Below are 21,592 nucleotides of genomic sequence, written 5' to 3' on the forward strand. Positions count from 1 at the left end.
CAGCCGGCCATAAGTCGGTAGGGAGGACGAAAGATCAGGCGTCGAGACTGTGCAGGCGCTGGCGGTTGCGCAGCACGATCTGGCGGGCGCCGGAGAAGCCCAAGATGCCCTGGGCGTGAAGCTGCGACAGCGCGCGCGACACGGTTTCCAGCGTGAGGCCGAGATAGTCGCCGATATCGCGGCGGCACATCGGCAGCGCCATCATGCCGGCGACGGCGAGGCGGCGATCCATTTCGAGCAGGAAGGTCGCGACACGCTCCATCGCGGTCTTGCGGCCCAACAGCAGCATGTGGTCTTCAGCGTGACGAAGCTCGCCGGCGGTCATGGTCCAGAGCTTGCGGGCGACCTGCACGTCGATGCCGGCGGCCTTTTCGAGGCTCGCGCGCTTCACGAGGCGTACATTGGTGTCGATGATGGCTTCGGCGGCGAGGCGGTGGCTCGGGCCGGATTCGAGGCCGAACACGTCGCCGGGAAGATGGAAGGCGCCGATCTGGCGGCGGCCGTCGGAGAGAAGCTTGTAGCTGCGCACGGCGCCTGACACGACCTGGTAGACATATTCGGCCGGCTCATCCTCGCCGTAGATCTCCTCGTCCTTGCGGTAGGAAAACTCGGTGGCGACGAGGCCGACATGGCCGGTGATCGCGCCGAACTGGTCGGAGACGGGCCGGGCCGGGGCAATCTTGCCGCGAACTTGCGTGTTGATCGCCTGGGTGTTGAGCGTCTCGGTGAGCATCTGCGCCATCTCCGTTGTGATGACGCAGTCGTACGCGGTATCGGGGGCCTCGAAAATTTCGAGCGATATCTTAAGGGGGTCTACCTACGTAGAATCCCGTAGGCAAAGCGTGATCCGGAAAAGCGTGCCGCGGTTTTCCGAAAAGCTATGTTGAACCAGCGAGTTATCGAGCGCGATCCTGGATGGCGCGGCGGATGCGCTTGACCAGGTTTTCGTCGAGAAGCGGCTTCAAGATCACGTCCTTGACGCCGGCAGCGGCGGCCCGGGTCGAGATGTTCTCGTCCGGGTAGCCCGTGATCAGGATCACGGGGGTCTCGCCGTCGGACTGGCGCAGCTGGCCTGCGAGCTCGATGCCGTTGATGCCGGGCATCTTGTAGTCGATCACGTAGCAGTCGGCTGCAGGCGCGCCGCCGGCATTGAGCAGCGCCGTGCCGTTCCTGAAGGTCCGCACGGCGAAGCCGTCGGTTTCCAGCAGGAACCGCAGGGAGCCCAAGACGGCGGCATCGTCGTCGACCACAAAGACGGTGGGTTTCGTGGGGGACGGCAGCCGCTCATGGTGCGAGCCGATCTCGATCATGCCACCTCGCTAGCACAGCGCCGGGGAGGGGCCTTGACTTGGCTCAAGGCACTTTGGCTCAAAGCATTTTGGCTCAGAAGCGATTGCCTCAATCCTTGAGCATGCCGGCGCGCATGGCCAGCCGCACCAGCTCCGACAGGCTGCCTGCCTGCATCTTGGTCATGACGTTGGCGCGGTAGACTTCGATCGTGCGCGGGCTGATGTCGTATTCCCTGGCGATCAGCTTGTTGGAGAGGCCCGCGATCAGCCCCTCCATGACCTGGCGCTCCCTGGGACTCAGGGAAGCGACGCGTGCGGCGACATCCTGCGAGACCGCCTCGTTCCTGGCGGCAGGCTCGGCCTGGCGGATCGCCGTCTCGATCATGGTGACGAGGCGATCGTCCTCAAATGGCTTCTCGAGAAAATCGACTGCCCCGAGCTTCATCGCCTCGACCGCGAGCGGCACGTCGCCATGACCGGTCATGATCAGGATCGGAAACGCGCTTTGCTGCGCCTTCATCCGTTTCAGCAGCTCGATCCCGTCGAGGCCGGGCATGCGCACGTCCGAGACGATGCAGCCAAAGGCGAGGCCGGGCAGGGCGTCGAGGAAGGCCCGGGCGTCGTCGAACAGCGTGACGCCGAAGCCGGAGGAATCCAGCAGGAAGTTCAGCGAATCACGCATCGCCGCGTCGTCGTCGATGACGTAGACATGTGCTTTGGTCGTCATTTTGATCAGTTCTCGTCGGCTGCCGGCAGGGTGAAGCGGAATGTCGCGCCGCCCGATGCGTTGCTCTCGGCCCACATGCGGCCGCCGTGAGCCTCGATGATCGAGCGGCTGATGGACAGTCCCACGCCCATGCCGGTGTCTTTGGTGGTGAAGAAGGTCTGGAACAGGTTTGGAATCACATCGTCCTGGAAACCGGAGCCGGTGTCGGAGACTTCGACCTCGATCATGTCCTCACTGACGCGGGCGTTGGCGACGACGAGCTCGCGCCGCTCGGACTGCGCCATCGCTTCAAGCGCGTTGCGGAACAAATTGACCAGCACCTGCTGGATCTGCACGCGGTCGGCGAGGACGAGATCGGCGGCGGGATCGAGGCTGAAGCGGAGCTGCACGTTCTGCTCGCGCGCACCGGCCAGCCCGAGCGCACCGGCCTCCTCGATCAGCTTGGAGAGGCTCTCGACACGCTTCTCGGATTCACCGCGGGAGACGAAGTCGCGCAGGCCCCGGATGATCTGGCCGGCGCGCAAGGCCTGCTCCGATGCGCGATCCAGCGCGTTTTCGATCTTCGGCGTGTTGGGATCAGTGCTGCCGGCGAGCAGCCGCCGGGAGCCCTTCATGTAATTGCTGATCGCCGCCAGCGGCTGGTTGATCTCGTGGGCGAGCGCGGAAGCCATCTCGCCCATCGCGGTCAGCCGCGAGACGTGGACGAGCTCGGACTGCAACTCCTGGAGTCGCGCCTGGGTCTGCTGGTGCTCGGTGAGGTCGCGGACGAAGCCGGTGAAATAAGGCTCACCGCCGGACTGCATCTCGCCGATCGACAGGTGCATCGGAAAGGTCGTGCCGTCACGGCGCTTGCCGGTCACGATGCGGCCGATGCCGATGATGTGCGGATCGCTCGTCGTACGGTAGCGGGCGATGTAACCGTCATGGCGGGAGCGGTCGGGCTCCGGCATCAGGATGCTGACGTTCTTGCCGATCGCTTCGTGCTCGGACCAGCCGAACAGGCGCTCTGCGGCCGTACTGAAGAGCTGCATCATGCCTTGGCCGTCGATGACGATCATGGCATCGGGAATGGTCTGGAGGATGGAGCGGAGGTGGGTCTCGCGGGTGCGCAGCGCTTCTTCGACCTGCTTCTCCTCGTCGATATCGAGAAAGATGCCGCTGAGATGACGGACGACGCCGGCGTCGTCGCGAATGACTCCCGCCCGGGCGCGAATCCACTGTCCTCTGCCGGAGGCGTTCGAGACCTGGAAAGACACGTCGAAGCCGCCGCCGCGTTCGGAGACGCGCTTGATCGCGGTCTCCACGCGTTCGCGGTCCTTGGTCTCGAGGCGCGACAGGAAGAGGTCGTAGCTCGCCGGTTGATCCGGCTCGATGCCGAGCAGGCTCCTGGCGGTATCGGACCAGTCCAATTCCCGCGTCGCGAGGTCGAGATCCCAGGTGCCGACGCCGAATCCCTCGATCCGGACCCGGAAATGCTCGCCCCTGCCGTCATCTGGCGGATGGGTTACGCGGGTCGGGGACAAGCAGCAGCTCCAATTGTCTCGCGGCGGGCTGATTTGCCGCCACCATCACGGCAATTTCGCTCAGGGCTCCGCCGGAGGCAAGGTCGGATGTCTGATTCGGTTGGTGGATTTCCCGCAGGCCCGGCGCCCGGCGATTTGATCTAGCTCATCTTGCCTTGCAGCGGCGAGGCTAGATTTCGTGCCAGTTCTTGGCTTCCGGAGACTCCCGATGACATACGCGACCGTGATGGTCAGCCTGGCGCTCGACCAGTCCAACGAGGCGCGCCTTCAGGTCGCGGGCGAGCTCGCCGAGCGATTCGAGGCGACCATCGTCGGGGTTGCCGCGGCGCAGTTCGCGCCGCCGCTCTATTTCACCGACGGTGCCGCGGCCCAGAGCCTGATCGATCGGGAGGAAGCGTCCATCAAGAAGCGCCTTGCCGATCTGGAGGTCCAGTTCCGCGCCGCGACGAGCGCGCGCGGCGGACGCATGGAGTGGCGCAGCGCGATGGATTTTCCGGCGCGATTCGTGCTGGCGCAGGCGCGCTGTGCCGACATCATCGTCAGCGGCGGGCAGAGCCCGGCCTTCTCCGACGCGTTCGCGCTGGCGAGCCCCAAGGATCTGGTGATGCAGGCCGGCCGGCCGCTTCTCGTCGTCCCCGACAAGGTCAACTGGCTCGATCTGCGCAGCGTGCTGGTGGCCTGGAAAGACACGCCGGAATCCCGGCGTGCACTGGCCGACGCGCTGCCGATGCTGCGCAAGGCGAGGGACGTCACCATCGTCGAAGTGCCGGAGCGCGACGACGATCGCTCGGTCGTGATGGCCGGCGTCACGGATGTTGCCGCCTGGCTCGCCCGTCACGGCATCGCCGCGACGGCGCGGGTCTCGGAGGCCGGGGGAGGCGAAACTGCCGCCGCGCAATTGGAGAAGGTCGCCGGCGACGTCGGCGCCGGCCTGATCGTCGCGGGTGCCTATGGTCATTCGCGCTTTCGCGAGCTGATCCTCGGCGGCGTCACCGAATATCTGGTCACTCAATCCATCCGCAGCGTGCTGCTGTCGCACTGACCGCCGGCCGGCCGAAAAGCCATTCGAGGAGGACGCGCCGTGTACAAATTTCTTGAAGAGACCGTCGACGGTTACATGACGCGCAACGTCAAGGCGGTGCAGCGTGACCACGACCTGCTCGCACTCAGCGAGATGTTCGAAACCGACGATTTCAACTCCTATCCGGTCGAGGACGACGGGCAGGTGGTCGGCATCGTCACCAAATTCGACATCCTGAAATGCTTCGCCTTCACGCCGAGCCAGATGCTGCCGCGCTATCACGACCTGATGAGCCGCAAGATCGGCGACGTCATGACGCCCGAGTTCATCTATGTCAGCCCCGACACGCGGCTGACGCGCGTGCTCCAGATCATGGTCGAACACCGCATCAGGAGCATCATCGTCCTCGACGGCGCGCAGAAGCTGGTCGGAATCATCGCCCGCGAAGACGTCATCGCCGCGCTCAAGGCGACGGCAAGGGACTAGGGCGGTGCGCCGGTTCCCGCAGTTCCGGGCTCCGTGATTCCACGGAGCCCACCGGCTGCCGTGCGCGTGATGTCCGGCTCAGGCGACCGAGATCGCTTTCAGATCAGCGCCCCCACATTAACAGAAATCCACCTATCTTGATTTCAATCAATTCCCTGCGAGGGTGAATGTGGTTTCTGGCTCCGTGTTCTTTCGAAAGAGAATCCGCATGAGCCAGCCCTCCATCTCCAAATCCATGACCATCGGTGAAAGCGGCCTGGCTGTCATGTTCGCAGCCACTGCCTTCCTCTGCGTGATCGCAACGGCCAAGGCGCTCGATGCGCCTTTCGCCTTCCATGCCGCGCTCGGCGCGGCGGCGAGCCTCGCCGCAGTGTTCTGCATCGTCAACCGCTACTTCGACCGCCCGGCGGCGCTGCCGCCCGAGGAGATCAACGGTCGCCCCAATTACAACATGGGGCCGATCAAGTTCACCGCCGTCATGGCGATGTTCTGGGGCATCGCAGGCTTCCTCGTCGGCCTGCTCATTGCCTCGCAGCTCGCCTGGCCGGCGCTGAACTTCGATCTGCCCTGGACCAGCTTCGGCCGTCTCCGGCCGCTGCACACCTCCGCGGTGATCTTCGCTTTCGGCGGCAACGTGCTGATCGGCACGTCCTTCTATGTGGTGCAGAAGTCCTGCCGCGCGCGCCTCGCCGGCGATCTCGCGCCCTGGTTCGTCGTGATCGGCTACAACTTCTTCATCCTGATCGCCGGCACCGGCTATCTGCTCGGCGTCACCCAGTCGAAGGAATATGCCGAGCCGGAATGGTATGCCGACCTCTGGCTCACCATCGTCTGGGTCGCTTACCTCCTCGTCTTCCTTGCCACCATCTTCAAGCGCAAGGAGCCGCATATCTTCGTCGCGAACTGGTTCTATCTCGCCTTCATCGTGACGATCGCCGTGCTGCATCTCGGCAACAATCCCGCGCTGCCCGTCTCGATGTTCGGCTCGAAGTCGTATGTTGCCTGGGGCGGCATCCAGGACGCCATGTTCCAGTGGTGGTACGGCCACAACGCGGTCGGCTTCTTCCTGACCGCCGGCTTCCTCGCCATCATGTACTACTTCATCCCGAAGCGCGCCGAGCGGCCGGTCTATTCCTACCGTCTCTCGATCATCCACTTCTGGGCGCTGATCTTCCTCTACATCTGGGCCGGGCCCCATCATCTGCACTACACGGCGCTGCCGGACTGGACGCAGACGCTCGGCATGACCTTCTCGATCATGCTGTGGATGCCCTCCTGGGGCGGCATGATCAACGGCCTGATGACGCTGTCGGGGGCCTGGGACAAGCTGCGCACCGATCCCGTGCTGCGCATGCTCGTGGTCTCCGTCGCCTTCTACGGCATGTCGACCTTCGAAGGCCCGATGATGTCGATCAAGGTGGTGAACTCGCTCAGCCACTACACCGACTGGACCATCGGCCACGTGCATTCCGGCGCGCTCGGCTGGGTCGGCTTCGTCTCCTTCGGCGCGCTCTACTGCCTGGTGCCGTGGATCTGGAACCGCAAGGGCCTCTACAGCCTCAAGCTCGTCAACTGGCACTTCTGGATCGCGACGCTCGGCATCGTTCTCTACATCTCCGCGATGTGGGTGTCCGGCATCCTCCAGGGCTTGATGTGGCGCGCCTACACCTCGCTCGGCTTCCTCGAATATTCCTTCATCGAGAGCGTCGAGGCCATGCACCCCTTCTACATCATCCGCGCCGCCGGCGGCGGGCTGTTCCTGATCGGCGCGCTGATCATGGCCTACAATCTCTGGATGACCGTTCGCGTCGGCGAACAGGAAGTCCAGATGCCCGTCGCGCTTCAGCCGGCGGAATGAGGAGCTTTCCATGTCGTTCTGGACACGCCACCAAATCTTCGAAAAGAACTCGATCATCCTGATCGTCGGCATCTTGCTGGTGATCGCGATCGGCGGTCTCGTCGAGATCACCCCGCTGTTCTACCTCAAGAGCACGATCGAGGCGGTCGACGGTGTCAGGCCCTACACGCCGCTGGAGCTCGCCGGCCGCAACGTCTATGTCCGCGAAGGCTGCTATCTCTGCCATTCGCAGATGATCCGCCCCCTGCGCGACGAGGTCGAGCGCTACGGCCACTTCTCGCTCGCCGCGGAGAGCATGTACGACCACCCGTTCCAGTGGGGCTCGAAGCGCACCGGTCCCGATCTCGCCCGCGTCGGCGCCAAATATTCCGACGACTGGCACGTCACCCATCTGACCAACCCGCGCGCGATCGTGCCGCAGTCGGTGATGCCGGGCTATCCGTTCCTCAGTTCGACCGAGGTCGATCCTAACACGATCGCCGATCACATGAAGACGCTCAAGACCGTGGGCGTGCCCTACACCGACGACCAGATCGCCAGCGCAGGCGCCGACCTGAAGGCCCAGGCCGATCCCGACAATGCCGGCTCCGATGCCTTCACCAAGCGCTACGCCAAGGCCGTCGTGCGCAATTTCGACGGCAAGGCCGGCACGCCGACCGAGATGGACGCGCTGATCGCCTATTTGCAGATGCTCGGCACGCTGGTCGATTTCAAGATCTACAACGAGAAAGCCAATCTTCGCTGAGAAGGCATCAACGATGAAAGCCATCCTGACACTCGACAATCTCGCGTCTGGTCTCGTGACCACGATCTGGACGCCGGTGTTCGTCGCGATCTTCTTCGCGATCATCGCCTATGCATTCTGGCCTCGCAACAAGGCTGCTTTCGACGAAGCGGCACAGCTGCCGTTGCGGGAGGAGTAAGAGATCATGACCGACCATCACAGCGACATCGATTCCGTCACCGGCAAGTCCACGACCGGGCATGAGTGGGACGGCATCAAGGAGCTCAACACGCCGCTGCCGCGCTGGTGGGTAATCAGCTTCTACCTCACCATCGTCTGGGCGGTCGCTTACTGGATCGTCTATCCGGCCTGGCCACTGATCCAGAGCAACACCACCGGCCTGTTCGGCTATTCCTCGCGCGCCGACGTCGCCGTCGAGCTCGCCAATCTCGAGAAGATCCGGGGTGACAAGATGACGGTGCTGGGCGCGGCCTCGCTCGCCGACATCGAAAAGGACCCGGCCCTGCTGGCGCTCGCCCGCGCCAAGGGCAAGACCGTATTCGGCGACAATTGCGCGCCGTGCCACGGCTCGGGCGGCGCCGGTGCCAAGGGATTCCCGAACCTGAACGACGACGACTGGCTGTGGGGCGGCACGCTCGACCAGATCATGCAGACCATCCAGTTCGGCGCGCGCTCCGGCCATGCCAAGACGCATGAGGGCCAGATGCTCGCCTTCGGCAAGGACGGCATGCTGAAGGTCGACGAGATCGTCACGGTCGCCAATTACGTGCGATCGCTGTCGGGCCTGTCGACCCGCAAAGGCTATGATGCCGCCAAGGGCGAGAAGATCTTTGCGGAGAATTGCGTGGCGTGCCACGGCGACGGCGGCAAGGGCAATCCGGAGATGGGCGCCCCGAACCTGACCGACAAGATCTGGCTCTACGGCTCGGACGAGGCGAGCCTGATCGAGACCATCAGCCTTGGCCGCGCCGGCGTCATGCCGGCCTGGGAAGGGCGGCTCGATCCCGCCACCATCAAGGCAATGGCGGTCTACGTCCATTCGCTGGGCGGCGGCAAATAGCGGATCCGCGGCCGGGCGGGAGCCAACAAAACTGCTCCCGCTTGAGCTGGATCAACTGACGCGGCGGCGTCGGGTCTAGGTTTAATCGCACCTTCTCGAGACAAACCTTCGCGATGAACAAGACCGTGAACCCGAACGACCTCACATTGGATGACGACAACGGGCCGCTCTACGTCGCCCGCAAGAAGGTCTATCCGCAGAGCGTCTCCGGCACCTTCCGCCGGATCAAATGGGGCCTGATGGCATTCTGCCTCGGCGTCTACTACTTCCTGCCCTTCGTGCGCTGGAACCGCGGCCTCGGCGCCCCCAGCCAGGCGGTGCTGATCGATCTTCCCAACAGCCGCTTCTACTTCTTCTTCATCGAGCTGTGGCCGCAGGAGGTCTACTACTTCACCGGCCTGTTGATCGTCGCCGCGGTGGCGCTGTTCCTGATGAACTCGGTCGGCGGCCGCGTCTGGTGCGGCTATCTCTGCCCGCAGACGGTGTGGACCGATTTGTTCTACGCGGTCGAGCGCCTGATCGAGGGCGACCGGCGCGAACGGATGAAGAAGGACAAGTCCTCCGACCCGATGAAGCTGGAGCGCATCTCCGAGATCGTGCTCAAGCATTCGATCTGGCTCCTGATCGCCTGGTGGACCGGCGGCGCCTGGGTGCTCTATTTCAACGACGCGCCGACGCTGGTGAAGGAGCTCGTCACCTTCCAGGCGCCGATGATCGCCTATATCTGGATCGCGATCCTCACGGCGACGACCTACGTGCTCGCCGGCTTCATGCGCGAGCAGGTCTGCACCTATATGTGCCCGTGGCCGCGGATCCAGGCCGCGCTCACCGACGAATGGGCGCTCAACGTCACCTACCGCTACGACCGCGGCGAGAAGCGCACCTCGGTGAAGAAGGCGGCCGAGCTGCGCGCGCTCGGCGAGCATGTCGGGGATTGCGTCGACTGCTATCAATGCGTCGCGGTCTGCCCGACCGGCATCGACATCCGCAACGGGCCGCAGCTCGAATGCATCCAGTGCGGGCTCTGCATCGACGCCTGCGACAACGTGATGACCAAGATCGGCCGCCCGAAGCGGCTGATCGGCTATGACAACGACATCAACATCCATCGCCGCGAGGAAGGCAAGGCGCCGATTTATAAGATCGTGCGCGCTCGAACCGTGGTGTACAGCGCGATCATCGCGGCGATCGGCGGTTTCATGATCTACACGCTGGCGACCCGCAGCCTGCTGGACGTCAACGTGCTGCACGACCGCAATCCGGTCGCGGTCAAGCTCAGCGACGGCTCGATCCGCAACGCCTATACGGTGCGGCTGCTCAACAAGAGCGGCTATGACCGCGTCATCGCGATCGACGCGAACGGTCCGGCAAATCTCGCCATCCATGTGATCGGGGTCGATTCGGTGACGCCGGACCGGCCGATGATCGTGATCCCGCGCGACTCCACCAGCGAGCTGCGGCTGCTGGTCACCGCGCCGGCGGACAATAATCCCGAGAAGTCGGTCCCGGTCCGCTTCCACGTCACCGACATCGGGCTCGGCGAGGTCGCGTCCGCCACCGACAATTTCGTCTCGCCCTAGGGATCAGGAGACCGCCATGGCAACCAAGCCGCTGACCGGCACAAAGGTCTTCCTGATGCTGGTCGCCTTCTTCGGGCTCGTCATCGGTGTCAACGTGACCATGATGAAGCTCGCGATCGCGACGCTGCCCGGCACCGACGTCGACAGCCCCTATGCCGCGGGTCTCGCCTATGACCGCGAGATCTCGGCAGCACAGGACCAGGCCGCGCGAAACTGGCAGGTCAGCGCGCATATCGAGCGCCGCGCCGATGGCGCGGCCACGCTTCAGGTCGACGCGCGCGACGCCAATGGCCGGCCGATGAGCGGCTTGAAGTTCGGCGGTCGTCTCGAACGGCCGACCGACAAGCGCGCCGATCTCCAGATCGAGCTCTCCGAGGCCGGCATCGGCGTGTATCGCGGTAATGCCGCGACTGTCGCGCCGGGCCAGTGGGATCTGGTGATCGAAGGTGACGCGCGGGGGATGCGCGTCTTCCTGTCGCGTAACCGCGTGATCCTGAACTGAAGGACATCGTCATGCAGGTCACGCGGGATTTTTCGCACTATGTCCGGGCCGCGGGCCAGGGCGTCCAGCATATCGACCTTGCGGTCGAAGGCGTTCACTGCGCCGGCTGCATGGCCAAGATCGAGCGCGGGCTCTCGGCCATCCCTGACGTCACGCTGGCGCGCGTGAACCTCACCGACCGGCGCGTCGCGCTGGAATGGAAGCAGGGCACGCTCGATCCCGCCCGCTTCATCGACCGGCTCGAGGAGCTCGGCTACAAGGCCTATCCTTACGAGACCGAGAGCGCGGAAGCGACGGAAGTTGCCGAATCCCGCTTCCTGCTGCGCTGCCTCGGCGTCGCCGCCTTCGCCACCATGAATGTGATGATGCTGTCGATCCCGGTGTGGTCCGGCAACGTCTCGGACATGCTGCCCGAGCAGCGCGACTTCTTCCACTGGCTCTCGGCGCTGATCGCGCTGCCGGCGGCCGCCTATGCCGGCCAGCCGTTCTTTCGCTCGGCCTGGCGCGCGCTGTCGAACAAGACCACCAACATGGACGTGCCGATCTCGATCGGCGTATGCCTTGCGCTCGGCATGTCCGTGGTCGAGACCCTCCACCACGCCGAGCACGCCTATTTCGACGCGGCGATCATGCTGCTCACCTTCCTGCTGGTCGGCCGCTTCCTCGACCAGAACATGCGGCGGCGGACGCGCGCGGTCGCCGGCAATCTCGCCGCACTCAAAGCGGAGACCGCGGCCAAGTTCGTCGGTCCCGACGAGATATCCCAGGTGCCGGTGGCGGCGATCCACCCCGGCGACATCGTTCTGCTGCGGCCCGGTGAGCGCTGTGCGGTCGACGGTGCCGTGATCGAGGGACGTTCCGAGATCGACCAGAGCCTGATCACCGGCGAGACGCTCTATGTCACGGCCGAGCAGGGCACGCCGGTCTATGCGGGCTCGATGAACATCTCCGGCACGTTGCGGGTGCGGGTCTCGGCGGCGTCAGAGGCGACGCTGCTCGCCGAGATCACGCGGCTGCTCGACAATGCGCTCCAGGCCCGCTCGCGCTACATGCGACTCGCCGACCGCGCCTCGCGGCTCTACGCGCCAGTGGTGCATGCAACGGCGCTGATCACCATTTTGGGCTGGGTCGTTGCGGGTGCCGGCTGGCACGATGCAATCGTCACCGGCGTTGCCGTGCTGATCATCACCTGTCCCTGCGCGCTGGGCCTTGCCATTCCGACGGTGCAGACGGTCGCCTCGGGCGCAATGTTCAAGGCGGGCGTGCTGCTCAATTCCGGCGACGCCATCGAGCGTCTTGCCGAGGCCGACCATGTCATTTTCGACAAGACCGGCACGCTGACACTGCCCGATCTCGAAGTGACGAATGCGGCCGACATCCCCGCCGACATCTTCGAGCTTGCCGGGCGGCTGGCGCTGTCGAGCCATCATCCGGTCGCCGCCGCGGTCGCGCAGGCCGCCGGCGCCAGGTCGCCGATCGTCGGTGCGGTCGAGGAGGCCGGGCAGGGCGTGCGTGCGATCGTGGACGGCGTCGAGATACGCCTGGGCCGCCCGTCCTTCTGCGGCGCCGAGGCGCTGGTCGGCAACGCCACGCTCGATCCCGAAGCCTCCATCGTGGCTTTCAGGATGGGGAGCGAAAAGTTCATCCTCTCGGTGCGTCAGGGCCTGCGTCCCGACGCGCAGGCGGTGATCGCGGCGCTGAAGGCGCGCAATGTCGGCATCGAGATCCTGTCCGGCGACCGCGAGCCGGCGGTGATTGCGGCCGCGCACGCGCTCGGCATCGCCGAATGGCGCGCCGGCGTGACGCCGGCCGACAAGATCGCGCGGATCGAGGAGTTGAAGCAGCGCGGCGCAAGGGTGCTGATGGTCGGCGACGGCATGAACGATGCGCCCTCACTGGCGGCGGCGCATGTCTCGATGTCGCCGATCTCGGCCGCGCATCTCAGCCAGGCCACCGCCGATCTGGTCTTCCTCGGCCGGCCGCTCGCGCCCGTCGTCGCCGCGATCGATGCGTCGCGCAAGGCACTGCATGTGATGCGGCAGAACCTCTGGCTTGCGATCCTCTATAACGTCCTGGCGGTGCCGGTGGCGATCAGTGGGGTGGTGACGCCTCTGATTGCCGCGGCGGCCATGAGCGGATCGTCGATCCTGGTCATGCTGAATTCGCTGCGCGCGCGTAGCGCCTCGCGGGAGATCGTGTGATGGAAATTCTGGTCATCCTGGTCCCGCTGGCGCTGATGCTCGGTCTTGCCGGCCTCGCCGGCTTCCTCTGGTCGCTCCGCAGCGGCCAGTACGACGATCTCGACGGCGCCGCCTGGCGCGCCATCGCCGACGACGAGCCGCCGCAGGAAGCGCCGGCGAAGCGCTAGCGCTTCAGGCTGGATGTGAGCAAGGCTGCCGCCGCGAGAGCCACGCCGACTCCGGCGACGCAGGCGTGCCAGCCGAACGTGTCAAACAATCGGCCGAGCACGGCCGTCCCGACCAGCCCGCCGCAGAAGTAACAGGCGAGATAGGTGCCGCTGGCTACGCCACGGTTGTCGGCCGCGGTCTGTCCGACGAAGCCCGTCGCGGCGGCCTGCGCGAAAAAGGTCCCGACCCCGACCAGAATCATGCCGGCGAGTACCTCGCCCAGATGCGGCGCGAGCATCAACGGCAGGCCCAGCCCGGCGACGGCCAGTGCTGCCCATATCGTCGCACGTGTTCCCAGGCGTGATGCGACCCGGCCGGCCAGCAACGTTGTGACGACCGACGGCAGGAAGACGAAATAGACGAGGCCAAGATCCATCATGCCAAGCGACAACGGCGGCCGGACCAGGACGAAATTGACGAAGGTGAAGGTGCCGATGAAGGCGAACAGGATGCAGAAGCCGATGCCGAAGGCCGCGCGCAGCCGCGGATCGCGCCAATGCGCGACCATCGCGGCGAACGGCGAGCCCGCCGGCATTGTCGCGGGCGTGGGCTGTACGCGTTTGATCGTGAACCAGACCAGCACGGCGCCAGCGAGATTGAGGGTCGCGAAGAAACAGAAATTCCATTGCAACCCGAGGCCATCGGCGACTGCGGCCGAGATCAGCCGGCCGACGAGATTGCTGGCGACGTTTCCGGTGATGTAGGCGGCAAAAGCGCCGCCGGCGTCCATGGCGCTGCATTGCTCGCCGAGATAAGCGAGCGTCAGTGCGAATGCTGATGCCATGCAGAGGCCCTGTACGACCCGCAGCGCGGTGAATACGGCAATGTTCGGCGCGACCGCAAGCAGGCTGGTCGGGATCGCGAGAAGCGTCAGGCTGAGCAGGATGCCGGTCCGCCGATTGATGCGCGGGCTGAGGAGGCCGACGACGAGGCCTGCGACCGCCATGCCGAAGGTGCTGGCATTGACGGCAAAGCCCATTGCCGCGGGCGTGACGCCGTAGTGGCGCGTCAGTGACGGCAAGATCGCTTGCGTGGCGAAGAGGTCAACGACGGTCAGGAACGCGGTCAGCCCAATGACGAGCGAGCGGAGGATGAGTCCGGGGGAATGCTCGCCCATCGCCATCGCGCTCGGCTTGATGGGTGCGGAGAGATCGGTCATGGCGGGGCGTCTTCCGAACGGTTGTCGTCATTCCGGGCGCGCTTCGCGGCCCGGAACGACGGGGCACCAGGGCTCGTTACATGTGGTGGTCGTTGGGATCTCTGCGGACGTCGCCGACATAGAGAACGACCGTCTCCTTGCCGAGATTCTTCCACCAATGCGAGGTGCCGAAGACTTCGGGGCGGATGTCGCCGGCCTTGTGCACGATCGGATCGACGCAGTTCGAGGCGTATTCGACGATCTCGCCCTGCTGGACGAAAATGAGGGCAGGGCGGTCGTCATGGCTGTGCCAGGGCACGATACCGCCGGGCTCGATGGTCAGCTTGCGGAAGCGCAGCTCGCGGCCTTCGATATGTGCCGGCTGCTTGCCGAGATCGATCGCGCCGAGCGTGACGTCGGTCACGCCGACGGGTTTGTGGTCGACCATCTGCTGCGCGTTCGGCCTGGTCTTGTCGGCCGGGCATTCGCCGGCGAGAAGCGGCGTTGCGAATGTCAGCGCGCCGAGAACGGCAACGCCCGACCAGATCACGCGCGACAGCTTGTGATGCCTGGACATGGGGAAGTCTCCTCTGTTGGCCGCAACCTCGCTGGTCGCCGGCTATGGCAGGAGCTTCGCCGAGACTGCGTCCATCTTGAAATGCCGGCTCGCTTTCGATCCGATAGCGCTGCGCTATGTTGATGCGCGCCGGCTATCGAACCGATTGGGCATCGGCATTTCCGCTTCAGAGCGTTTCGGCGTGCGATGGCATCACGGTCGCCCCTTGCGGGCGGCCGAACCGGGAAACTAATATCCGCCCCAGGAACGCCGGAGCATAAGATGATCTCTCTCTCGCCAGCCGACGCCGAACGGCTCAGGCTCGCTTTCCAGCGCTGCCGTGACATGGACGGCACGCTGAACGAGCAGCTCCGCGCCTATGCCGATGCCAGCCGCGAGGTCTTTCCGGCCTATGGCGAGGCGGTCGATCGTCTGGTGGCGAGATTGAACGGGAACGGCGGCGGCGAGACCGCGCCGCGGCCGGGCGATGCGATGCCCCCGTTCATGCTGCCCGACGAGAGCGGACGTCTCGTCGCGCTGGCTGCGCTGATGGAGCGTGGCCCGGTCGCGGTGATGTTCTTCCGCGGTCATTGGTGCCCCTATTGCCGGCTCAATGTCCGCGCCGTGGTCCAGGCGCTGGACCGCATCGAGGCCATGGGTGCGCGGATCGTCGCGATCATGCCGGAGACGCAGGAATATACGAGGCAGCTCAAGGCCGACTCCGGCGCCCCATTTCCGATCCTGACCGATCTCGACAATGGCTACGCATTGTCACTCAATCTCGCGATCTGGCTCGGCGCCGAGATCCAGAGCCTGTTGTCCTATCAGGACATGGCGAAATTCCACGGCAATGACGGCTGGATGCTGCCGATCCCCGCCGTGTTCGTGGTCGGACGCGACGGGATCGTGAAGGCCCGCTTTGTCGATCCGGACTTCCGCAAGCGCATGGAAGTCGACGATCTGCTTGCGGCGTTGGAGAGCGCGAGCAGGGAGTCCTAAGAGGGTAGGCAGCGCGCCTACCCCGCGATCTCCCGCCAATCCGCACCGCGGAGCATGCGCATCACGGCATTGGCCACGGCCGTGCGCTGCCGGCCGGCCACGCCGTAGAGGCTGACCGTGCGACGGGCGTCCAGCCCGGCGACCGCAGCGCGCGTCAGCCTCTCCGGCACGGGCGAGGTGTGCGGCACCATGGCGACGCCGATGTCGGCTTCGACCAGTTCGATCAGGTCGCGTTCGTTCGAAATCTCGTGCCCATGCTCGATGCCGTGCTCGCGCAGGCTCGCGGAGATGCGGCCGGAGTGCTCGCAGAAAGTCCGGCTCAGCAATTGCTCCGGGCGCAAATCGTCCAGTTCGATGCTGCTACGGCCGGCCAGCCGGTGTCCGTCGCCGACGACGAGCTCGAAGCTCTCGGTGAACAGCGGCCAGACGTCGAGCCGGTCCCAGGCCTCGTCGATCTCGGCAGCGATGCCGAGCTCGGCCTCGCCCTTCTTCAGGAATTCGCCGACCTCGCGGCTCGTCCCGCGCAGGAAGCGGAATTCGAGCCGGTTGAACTGCCGCCTGATCTCGTTGAGATGGGGAATGAGCAGCGACAGGTCGATCGAATGCGTCAGGGCGATGCGGAGCGCTCCGATCTCACCGCTCTTGAACGAGGAGGCGAGCGAGCGTGCGCCGGTGGCCGCGTCAAAGCACTGCTTCAGCAGCGGATGCATGCGCTGGCCGAGCTCGGTCAGTTGGGCCGCCGGACGCTCGCGGCGAAACAGGTCGCCGCCGAGCTCGGCCTCGAGCTGCTTGATCGCGCGCGTCAGCGAGGGCTGCGTCACGTTGCATTCCTCGGCGGCGCGCGTGAAATTGAGCAGCTGCGCGACCGCGAGGAAGTAGCGGACCTGGTGCATTTCCATGGATCGGCTCCCAGCAGGATCGGCCCGGAATCTAGCCGATCGGGGCGCGGAATGACATCCCGGGTGCAATAGCCCGCATGTATGGATTCGGAAGCCAGGCGGCATTTCCGCCCGGGCCGATGATGCACCAAAGTCCAGCGAAGGGCCGGCCTTGATCATGAGCCAGCCATCGCCAGAGGATATTGCCATGAACATTCCGATCAAGATGCAGACCGCGGACACCGAGCGCGCGCTCACCGGCAAGGTGGCGCTGGTCACCGGTTCGACCAGTGGCATCGGCCTCGGCATTGCACGGGCGCTGGCCGCGGCCGGTGCCGATGTCGTTCTGAACGGCCTCGGTGTCGCCAGCGAGATCGGCCGGACGCGCGAGCAGATCGCGGCCGAGTTCGGCATCAAGGCGAGCTACTCGCCTGCCGACATGACCAAGCCGAAATCCATCGCCGAGATGATCGCGGCAACCATCGCCGAATCCGGCCGGCTCGATATCCTCGTCAACAATGCCGGCATCCAGCATGTCGCGCCTCTCGACCAGTTTCCGGTCGAGAAGTGGGACCAGATTCTCGCTATCAACCTGACCTCGGCTTTCCACACCACGCGCCTCGCGCTACCGGCGATGCGCCAGAACGGCTTTGGCCGGATCATCAACATCGCCTCTGCGCATGGCCTCGTCGGATCGCCGTTCAAGGCGGCCTATGTCACGGCCAAGCACGGCATCCTCGGCCTTACCAAGGTCACTGCGCTTGAGACCGCCGAGCAAGGCATCACCTGCAACGCAATCTGTCCCGGTTACGTCTACACACCGCTGGTCGAGGCGCAGATCGACGGGCAGGCGAAGGCGCATGGCATCTCCCGCGACGAGGTGATCCGCGACGTGCTGCTGGCGCAGCAACCGAACAAGCGTTTTGCAACGGTCGAGGAAATCGGCGCCCTTACGGTCTTCCTGTCGACGGCCGCGGCCGCGTCGATCACCGGCATTGCGCTTCCGGTCGACGGCGGCTGGACTGCGCATTAATATGGGTGGCCGTAACAAGCTGCAATCGACAGCGAACATCCAGGCAGGGCAGGCTGATCAGGAGCGAACCATGAATGGAACGCAGAACAACATACAGCGCAAGGACCTGCCGGGGCAGGTCGTCCTCGTGCTGCAAGGCGGTGGCGCGCTCGGCTCTTACCAGGTCGGTGTCTACCAGGCGCTGCACGAGGCCGGCATCGAGCCGGACTGGATCATCGGCACCTCGATCGGCGCGATCAATGCAAGCCTCATTGCGGGTAATGCTCCCGAGCACAGGCTCGCGCGCTTGAGGGAGTTCTGGAAGCGGATGGAGCAGACGCCGGTCTGGGACTGGCGCTCCGCGTTTCCCGGCTTCAACGAGAAGCTGGCCTATTGGTCGACCGTCACCCACGGCATTCCGGGTTTCTTCAGGCCCAATCCGCTGGCGCATGCAGGCGATTCCTTTCCGCTCGGCGCCGACCACGCCGGCTACTACTCGACCACGCCGCTCGAGACGACGTTGCGCGAGCTCGTCGATTTCGATCTGGCCAATCGCTGCGCGCCGCGCCTGACGGTCGGTGCGGCTCATGTCGGCACCAGCCAGATGCGCTATTTCGACAGCCGCGACGGCGAACTGACGGTGAAGCATGTGATGGCCTCGGGCGCGTTGCCGCCGGCCTTCCCGGCGGTGCGCATCGACGGCGAGCTCTATTGGGACGGCGGCATCCTGTCGAACACGCCGACGGAAGCCGTGTTCGACGACAATCCGCGCAGGGACTCGCTGATTTTCTCGGTGCATCTGTGGAATCCCGTCGGCGCCGAGCCGACCACGATGGCGGAGGTGCTGAACCGGCACAAGGACGTACAATATTCCAGCCGCATCGCGAGCCAGATCGCCCGCCAGCAGCAGGCCCATCGCCTGCGCCATGTCATCAACCAGCTCGCGGCGCGGCTTCCGGAGAGCGAGCGCAATGATCCGGCCGTGCGTGAGCTGACGAGCTATGGCTGCGCGACCCGGATGCATGTCGTGCGGCTGCTGGCACCGCAGCTCGACCGCGAAACCCACACCAAGGATATCGACTTCAGCCCGTCCGGCATCATGCGGCGCTGGGACGCGGGCTATGCTCACACCAGGTCCGTGCTGGAGCGAAGGCCATGGGTTGGCGAGTTCGATCCGCTCGCGGGCGTGGTCTTGCACGAGCATATGGACGAGCTGCCGATTGCGGCGGAGTGAGGGCCTCGTCCGTCATTGTTTTTGCGCGGTGACGATTTCACCACGGCGTGGTCCGGGTTATCGTCGCCTCGTCTTCGTCGCGAGGCATGCAATTGGTTACCGAGAAGGATCTGGAGGCCGCGCTCGACCTCGTCCGCGCTGACGCCGCAGGACCGGTTGCCGGCGTGTTCGGCCCAGCTTCGGTAACCTGGCAGATCGACCGCGAGGCCGTGAACTTTCTCGGCGCCGGCCGCGCGCTGCTGCTTCAACTCGCCCATCCCTGGGTCGCTGCCGCGATCGCCGAGCACTCCAAAACCCTTGCCGATCCGATCGGCCGCTTTCATCGCACCTTCGACATCGTCTTCGCGATGGTGTTCGGCTCGCTCGACCGTGCGTTGCTGTCGTCGTGGCAGCTCCACCGGCGTCACTCCATGATCGTCGGGGAGATGCCCGAGACGGTCGGTCCGTTCGCGGTGGGCTCGCGCTACTGCGCCAACGACATCCCGTCGCTGCGCTGGGTCCACGCGACGCTGGTCGAGACCGCGCTGATGGCGCACGATCTGGTGCTGCCACAGCTCTCGGTGGACGAGCGCGAACGCTACTGGAGCGAGAGCCGGATGTATGGCGCGCTGTTCGGGTTGACGGGGGATGATCTGCCGTCGGACTGGAGCGGTTTTGCGGCCTACACGGCAGCGATGGCGCAGTCGGAGACGCTGACCGTCAGTCCGGCCGCGCGCGAGATTGCCGCGCAGATTTTTGGCGGTGCGCGTCCCTGGTTACGGCCGCCGCGCTGGTATCGGGCACTCACCGCGCGCCTGCTGCCGGAGCGCTTGCGCGCCGGCTTCGGCTTTGAGCTCGACGAGCGGGACAAGAGGGCCGCTGAGAATGCGCTGATATGGATCAGGCGCGTCTATCCGAAACTGCCCGACAGGCTGCGCTATGTCGGTCCGTACCAGGAGGCGCAGGCGCGGCTCCGCGGCGAGCTGGAGCCCGACTGGATGACCCGCTGCCTCAACAGGGTGTGGATCGGCCGGCCGCAGATGGACGTGCGCGGAAAGGGGTGAGGGCTGCGCTCGTGTCCCGGGCGCGCTCGCCATCACGGAGTTTGAGGAGGCACGTCGGTCTCACACCGACGCCAGCTTCCGGTACAGCGCGCTGTAACTTCCTGCCGAGATGCTCCAGGAGAACGACCGGCCCATGGCGCTGCGGCGCATGGCATCGAGCTGGTCTTGCGCCATGAAGGCGGAGAAGGCGCGGCGGACGCCGCCGAGGAAGGATTCATGCGACGGTCTCGAGAACAGGAAGCCGGTCTCGCCATCGGTGATGGTCTCCGCGAGGCCGCCGGTCTGGTGGCCGATCGGGAGCGAGCCGAAGCGCTGGGCGTACATCTGGCTGAGGCCGCAGGGCTCGAAGCGCGACGGCATCAAGGTGAAGTCGCTGCCGGCGAAGATACGCCGCGCCTGGGCGTCGTTGAAGCCGATCACCACCCCGATGGCATCGGGGCGGCGGCGATGGGCGTCGATCAGCGCCTGCTCGAGCGCCGGCTCGCCGGAGCCGGTGACCACGATCTGCCCGCCGGCATCGACGATCTCGTCGGCGGCTGCCAGCACGAGATCGATGCCCTTCTGGTGCACGAGGCGCGCGACGATGCCGAACATCGGCCCGCGCGACACCGCAAGCCCGAACTGCTTGCGCACGTAATCGGCATTGGCCTTCTTGCCGACCCAGTCGCCGGCGCCGAATTGCTGGGCGAGCTGGGCGCAGGAGCGCGGATCCCAACTCTCGTCGATGCCGTTGAGGATGCCGGTGAGCTCGGCGGCATCCGAGCGGACGCGCAGCAGGCCTTCGAGGCCGCAGCCGAATTCCTCCGTCGTGATCTCGCGCGCATAGGTGCCGCTGACCGTCGTGAGGTGCGAGGCATAGACGAGGCCAGCCTTGAGGAAGGAGAGCTGGTCGTAGAACTCGACGCCGTCGATGTGGAAGGAGCTTTCGGGGACGCCGATCCGCCGCAGCGAGTCCTTCGGGAAGAGGCCCTGATAGGCGAGGTTGTGGATGGTCAGGATCGACGGCAGCTTGGCCCCGCGCCAGGCGAGGTAGGCCGGCACGAGCGAGGCCTGCCAGTCGTTGGCATGGATCAGGTCTGCTGCCCAATTCTTGTCCAGCTTGCCCATGGCCAGCTCGGCGGCTGCCGAGGCAAAGCGCGCAAAGCGGATGTCGTTGTCCGGCCAGTCGCGTCCGGTTTCGTCGCCATAGGGATTGCCGGGCCGGTCGTAGAGTTGTGAGCACAACAGCACATAGACCGGCAGCCCGTCCTTGGTCGCGGCCCGGCCGAGCGAGCAGGCCGGCATCTCCGCGAACGGCGGGCAGCGGCCAACGATCTGAATATGCGTGAGTTGTTCGATGATGTCGCGATAGCCGGGCAGCATCACCCGGATATCGGCGAAGGGGCGGAGCGCCCTGGGGAGGGCAGCGGAAACGGCCCCAAGTCCGCCGACGCGGACGAAGTCGTCCATCTCTGTCGTGACGAATAAGACCCTCAAGAACGATTGCCCTCTTCCGATCCCGATTGCTGCTATGCAAGATCAGGTCCACTTGCT

At 65.3% G+C, this 21,592-nt stretch carries 23 protein-coding genes; 15 read left to right on the forward strand and 8 right to left on the reverse strand.

Annotated features, from left to right (window positions below; genetic code table 11):
- Positions 1 to 34: 34 nt before the first annotated feature.
- The 4 genes from I3J27_RS10150 to fixL all read right to left on the reverse strand — a co-directional run bounded on the left by I3J27_RS10150 (position 35) and on the right by fixL (position 3,539).
- Complete coding sequence (locus I3J27_RS10150) at positions 35 to 733, reverse strand: helix-turn-helix domain-containing protein (RefSeq protein ID WP_270168273.1); 699 nt, start codon at positions 731 to 733, stop codon at positions 35 to 37.
- Between the two features lie 163 nt (positions 734 to 896).
- Complete coding sequence (locus I3J27_RS10155; protein ID WP_270168275.1) at positions 897 to 1,310, reverse strand: response regulator transcription factor; 414 nt, start codon at positions 1,308 to 1,310, stop codon at positions 897 to 899.
- 88 nt (positions 1,311 to 1,398) lie between these two features.
- A complete protein-coding gene (gene fixJ, locus I3J27_RS10160; protein ID WP_270168277.1) occupies positions 1,399 to 2,016 on the reverse strand; it encodes a response regulator FixJ in 618 nt (205 codons plus the stop codon).
- Positions 2,017 to 2,021: 5 nt separating this feature from the next.
- Positions 2,022 to 3,539 carry a sensor protein FixL gene (fixL, locus tag I3J27_RS10165; RefSeq protein WP_270168279.1) on the reverse strand — a complete coding sequence of 506 codons (1,518 nt, stop codon included), beginning with the start codon at positions 3,537 to 3,539 and terminating at the stop codon, positions 2,022 to 2,024.
- 208 nt (positions 3,540 to 3,747) lie between these two features.
- Between fixL and I3J27_RS10170 the strand changes: the two genes are divergently transcribed.
- From I3J27_RS10170 to ccoS, 10 genes are all read left to right on the forward strand, one after another.
- Positions 3,748 to 4,581 carry a universal stress protein gene (locus I3J27_RS10170; RefSeq protein WP_270168281.1) on the forward strand — a complete coding sequence of 278 codons (834 nt, stop codon included), beginning with the start codon at positions 3,748 to 3,750 and terminating at the stop codon, positions 4,579 to 4,581.
- Positions 4,582 to 4,620: 39 nt separating this feature from the next.
- The gene (locus I3J27_RS10175; RefSeq protein ID WP_270168283.1) at positions 4,621 to 5,046 is read left to right on the forward strand and encodes a CBS domain-containing protein; all 426 of its coding nucleotides are present in this window, start codon (positions 4,621 to 4,623) and stop codon (positions 5,044 to 5,046) included.
- Positions 5,047 to 5,254: 208 nt separating this feature from the next.
- Entirely contained in the window at positions 5,255 to 6,904 is a 1,650-nt protein-coding gene (gene ccoN / locus I3J27_RS10180; protein ID WP_270168285.1) for a cytochrome-c oxidase, cbb3-type subunit I, read from the forward strand.
- Between the two features lie 10 nt (positions 6,905 to 6,914).
- Positions 6,915 to 7,649 carry a cytochrome-c oxidase, cbb3-type subunit II gene (gene ccoO, locus I3J27_RS10185; protein ID WP_270168287.1) on the forward strand — a complete coding sequence of 245 codons (735 nt, stop codon included), beginning with the start codon at positions 6,915 to 6,917 and terminating at the stop codon, positions 7,647 to 7,649.
- A 13-nt stretch (positions 7,650 to 7,662) separates the two neighbouring features.
- A complete protein-coding gene (locus I3J27_RS10190; RefSeq protein ID WP_270168289.1) occupies positions 7,663 to 7,827 on the forward strand; it encodes a cbb3-type cytochrome oxidase subunit 3 in 165 nt (54 codons plus the stop codon).
- A 6-nt stretch (positions 7,828 to 7,833) separates the two neighbouring features.
- Positions 7,834 to 8,709 (forward strand): cytochrome-c oxidase, cbb3-type subunit III, encoded by an 876-nt coding sequence (gene ccoP, locus I3J27_RS10195; RefSeq protein WP_270168291.1) that lies wholly within the window; start codon positions 7,834 to 7,836, stop codon positions 8,707 to 8,709.
- Between the two features lie 113 nt (positions 8,710 to 8,822).
- The gene (gene ccoG / locus I3J27_RS10200) at positions 8,823 to 10,289 is read left to right on the forward strand and encodes a cytochrome c oxidase accessory protein CcoG (protein ID WP_270168293.1); all 1,467 of its coding nucleotides are present in this window, start codon (positions 8,823 to 8,825) and stop codon (positions 10,287 to 10,289) included.
- 16 nt (positions 10,290 to 10,305) lie between these two features.
- Positions 10,306 to 10,791: a FixH family protein gene (locus I3J27_RS10205; protein ID WP_270168296.1), complete on the forward strand. Its 486-nt coding sequence runs from the start codon at positions 10,306 to 10,308 to the stop codon at positions 10,789 to 10,791.
- An 11-nt stretch (positions 10,792 to 10,802) separates the two neighbouring features.
- The gene (locus I3J27_RS10210; RefSeq protein WP_270168298.1) at positions 10,803 to 12,992 is read left to right on the forward strand and encodes a cation-translocating P-type ATPase; all 2,190 of its coding nucleotides are present in this window, start codon (positions 10,803 to 10,805) and stop codon (positions 12,990 to 12,992) included.
- Positions 12,992 to 13,159, forward strand: coding sequence for a cbb3-type cytochrome oxidase assembly protein CcoS (gene ccoS / locus I3J27_RS10215; RefSeq protein ID WP_129271966.1), 168 nt, complete (start codon positions 12,992 to 12,994; stop codon positions 13,157 to 13,159). The genes I3J27_RS10210 and ccoS overlap by 1 nt, the downstream gene beginning before the upstream one ends.
- Here ccoS and I3J27_RS10220 read toward each other — a convergent pair.
- Complete coding sequence (locus I3J27_RS10220; protein ID WP_270168302.1) at positions 13,156 to 14,358, reverse strand: MFS transporter; 1,203 nt, start codon at positions 14,356 to 14,358, stop codon at positions 13,156 to 13,158. The genes ccoS and I3J27_RS10220 overlap by 4 nt on opposite strands.
- A gap of 76 nt (positions 14,359 to 14,434) precedes the next feature.
- The gene (locus I3J27_RS10225) at positions 14,435 to 14,914 is read right to left on the reverse strand and encodes a cupin domain-containing protein (RefSeq protein WP_270168304.1); all 480 of its coding nucleotides are present in this window, start codon (positions 14,912 to 14,914) and stop codon (positions 14,435 to 14,437) included.
- Positions 14,915 to 14,930: 16 nt separating this feature from the next.
- Here I3J27_RS10225 and I3J27_RS10230 point away from each other — a divergent pair, with 16 nt between their 5' ends.
- On the forward strand, positions 14,931 to 15,146 hold the full coding sequence (locus tag I3J27_RS10230; protein ID WP_270168306.1) for a hypothetical protein: 216 nt from the start codon (positions 14,931 to 14,933) through the stop codon (positions 15,144 to 15,146).
- Between the two features lie 29 nt (positions 15,147 to 15,175).
- Positions 15,176 to 15,892, forward strand: coding sequence for a peroxiredoxin-like family protein (locus tag I3J27_RS10235; protein WP_270168308.1), 717 nt, complete (start codon positions 15,176 to 15,178; stop codon positions 15,890 to 15,892).
- Between the two features lie 17 nt (positions 15,893 to 15,909).
- Here I3J27_RS10235 and I3J27_RS10240 read toward each other — a convergent pair whose 3' ends face one another.
- Positions 15,910 to 16,791 (reverse strand): LysR family transcriptional regulator, encoded by an 882-nt coding sequence (locus I3J27_RS10240; protein WP_270168310.1) that lies wholly within the window; start codon positions 16,789 to 16,791, stop codon positions 15,910 to 15,912.
- Positions 16,792 to 16,978: 187 nt separating this feature from the next.
- Here I3J27_RS10240 and I3J27_RS10245 point away from each other — a divergent pair, with 187 nt between their 5' ends.
- From I3J27_RS10245 to I3J27_RS10255, 3 genes are all read left to right on the forward strand, one after another.
- Positions 16,979 to 17,803, forward strand: coding sequence for a 3-hydroxybutyrate dehydrogenase (locus I3J27_RS10245; protein WP_270168312.1), 825 nt, complete (start codon positions 16,979 to 16,981; stop codon positions 17,801 to 17,803).
- A gap of 70 nt (positions 17,804 to 17,873) precedes the next feature.
- Positions 17,874 to 19,016 (forward strand): patatin-like phospholipase family protein, encoded by a 1,143-nt coding sequence (locus tag I3J27_RS10250; RefSeq protein ID WP_270168314.1) that lies wholly within the window; start codon positions 17,874 to 17,876, stop codon positions 19,014 to 19,016.
- 92 nt (positions 19,017 to 19,108) lie between these two features.
- Positions 19,109 to 20,059, forward strand: coding sequence for an oxygenase MpaB family protein (locus I3J27_RS10255; protein WP_270172669.1), 951 nt, complete (start codon positions 19,109 to 19,111; stop codon positions 20,057 to 20,059).
- Between the two features lie 60 nt (positions 20,060 to 20,119).
- On the opposite strand, the gene glgA is transcribed toward I3J27_RS10255, so the two are convergent.
- Positions 20,120 to 21,508, reverse strand: coding sequence for a glycogen synthase GlgA (glgA, locus tag I3J27_RS10260; RefSeq protein WP_270168316.1), 1,389 nt, complete (start codon positions 21,506 to 21,508; stop codon positions 20,120 to 20,122).
- Positions 21,509 to 21,592: the final 84 nt, after the last annotated feature.

Origin of the sequence: Bradyrhizobium xenonodulans (assembly GCF_027594865.1) — a bacterium.
GTDB lineage: Bacteria > Pseudomonadota > Alphaproteobacteria > Rhizobiales > Xanthobacteraceae > Bradyrhizobium > Bradyrhizobium xenonodulans.

What these genes read in the sequence shown, in the direction of transcription:
- ccoN (WP_270168285.1), top strand. Translation starts at nt 5,255, where the DNA reads ATGAGCCAGCCCTCCATCTCCAAATCCATGACCATCGGTGAAAGCGGC.
- I3J27_RS10245 (WP_270168312.1), top strand. Translation starts at nt 16,979, where the DNA reads ATGAACATTCCGATCAAGATGCAGACCGCGGACACCGAGCGCGCGCTC.
- ccoS (WP_129271966.1), top strand. Translation starts at nt 12,992, where the DNA reads ATGGAAATTCTGGTCATCCTGGTCCCGCTGGCGCTGATGCTCGGTCTT.
- I3J27_RS10220 (WP_270168302.1), bottom strand. Translation starts at nt 14,358, where the DNA reads ATGACCGATCTCTCCGCACCCATCAAGCCGAGCGCGATGGCGATGGGC.
- fixJ (WP_270168277.1), bottom strand. Translation starts at nt 2,016, where the DNA reads ATGACGACCAAAGCACATGTCTACGTCATCGACGACGACGCGGCGATG.
- ccoO (WP_270168287.1), top strand. Translation starts at nt 6,915, where the DNA reads ATGTCGTTCTGGACACGCCACCAAATCTTCGAAAAGAACTCGATCATC.
- I3J27_RS10240 (WP_270168310.1), bottom strand. Translation starts at nt 16,791, where the DNA reads ATGGAAATGCACCAGGTCCGCTACTTCCTCGCGGTCGCGCAGCTGCTC.
- I3J27_RS10250 (WP_270168314.1), top strand. Translation starts at nt 17,874, where the DNA reads ATGAATGGAACGCAGAACAACATACAGCGCAAGGACCTGCCGGGGCAG.
- ccoG (WP_270168293.1), top strand. Translation starts at nt 8,823, where the DNA reads ATGAACAAGACCGTGAACCCGAACGACCTCACATTGGATGACGACAAC.
- I3J27_RS10225 (WP_270168304.1), bottom strand. Translation starts at nt 14,914, where the DNA reads ATGTCCAGGCATCACAAGCTGTCGCGCGTGATCTGGTCGGGCGTTGCC.
- I3J27_RS10210 (WP_270168298.1), top strand. Translation starts at nt 10,803, where the DNA reads ATGCAGGTCACGCGGGATTTTTCGCACTATGTCCGGGCCGCGGGCCAG.
- I3J27_RS10170 (WP_270168281.1), top strand. Translation starts at nt 3,748, where the DNA reads ATGACATACGCGACCGTGATGGTCAGCCTGGCGCTCGACCAGTCCAAC.
- I3J27_RS10235 (WP_270168308.1), top strand. Translation starts at nt 15,176, where the DNA reads ATGATCTCTCTCTCGCCAGCCGACGCCGAACGGCTCAGGCTCGCTTTC.
- I3J27_RS10190 (WP_270168289.1), top strand. Translation starts at nt 7,663, where the DNA reads ATGAAAGCCATCCTGACACTCGACAATCTCGCGTCTGGTCTCGTGACC.
- glgA (WP_270168316.1), bottom strand. Translation starts at nt 21,508, where the DNA reads ATGGACGACTTCGTCCGCGTCGGCGGACTTGGGGCCGTTTCCGCTGCC.
- ccoP (WP_270168291.1), top strand. Translation starts at nt 7,834, where the DNA reads ATGACCGACCATCACAGCGACATCGATTCCGTCACCGGCAAGTCCACG.
- I3J27_RS10205 (WP_270168296.1), top strand. Translation starts at nt 10,306, where the DNA reads ATGGCAACCAAGCCGCTGACCGGCACAAAGGTCTTCCTGATGCTGGTC.
- I3J27_RS10155 (WP_270168275.1), bottom strand. Translation starts at nt 1,310, where the DNA reads ATGATCGAGATCGGCTCGCACCATGAGCGGCTGCCGTCCCCCACGAAA.
- I3J27_RS10150 (WP_270168273.1), bottom strand. Translation starts at nt 733, where the DNA reads ATGCTCACCGAGACGCTCAACACCCAGGCGATCAACACGCAAGTTCGC.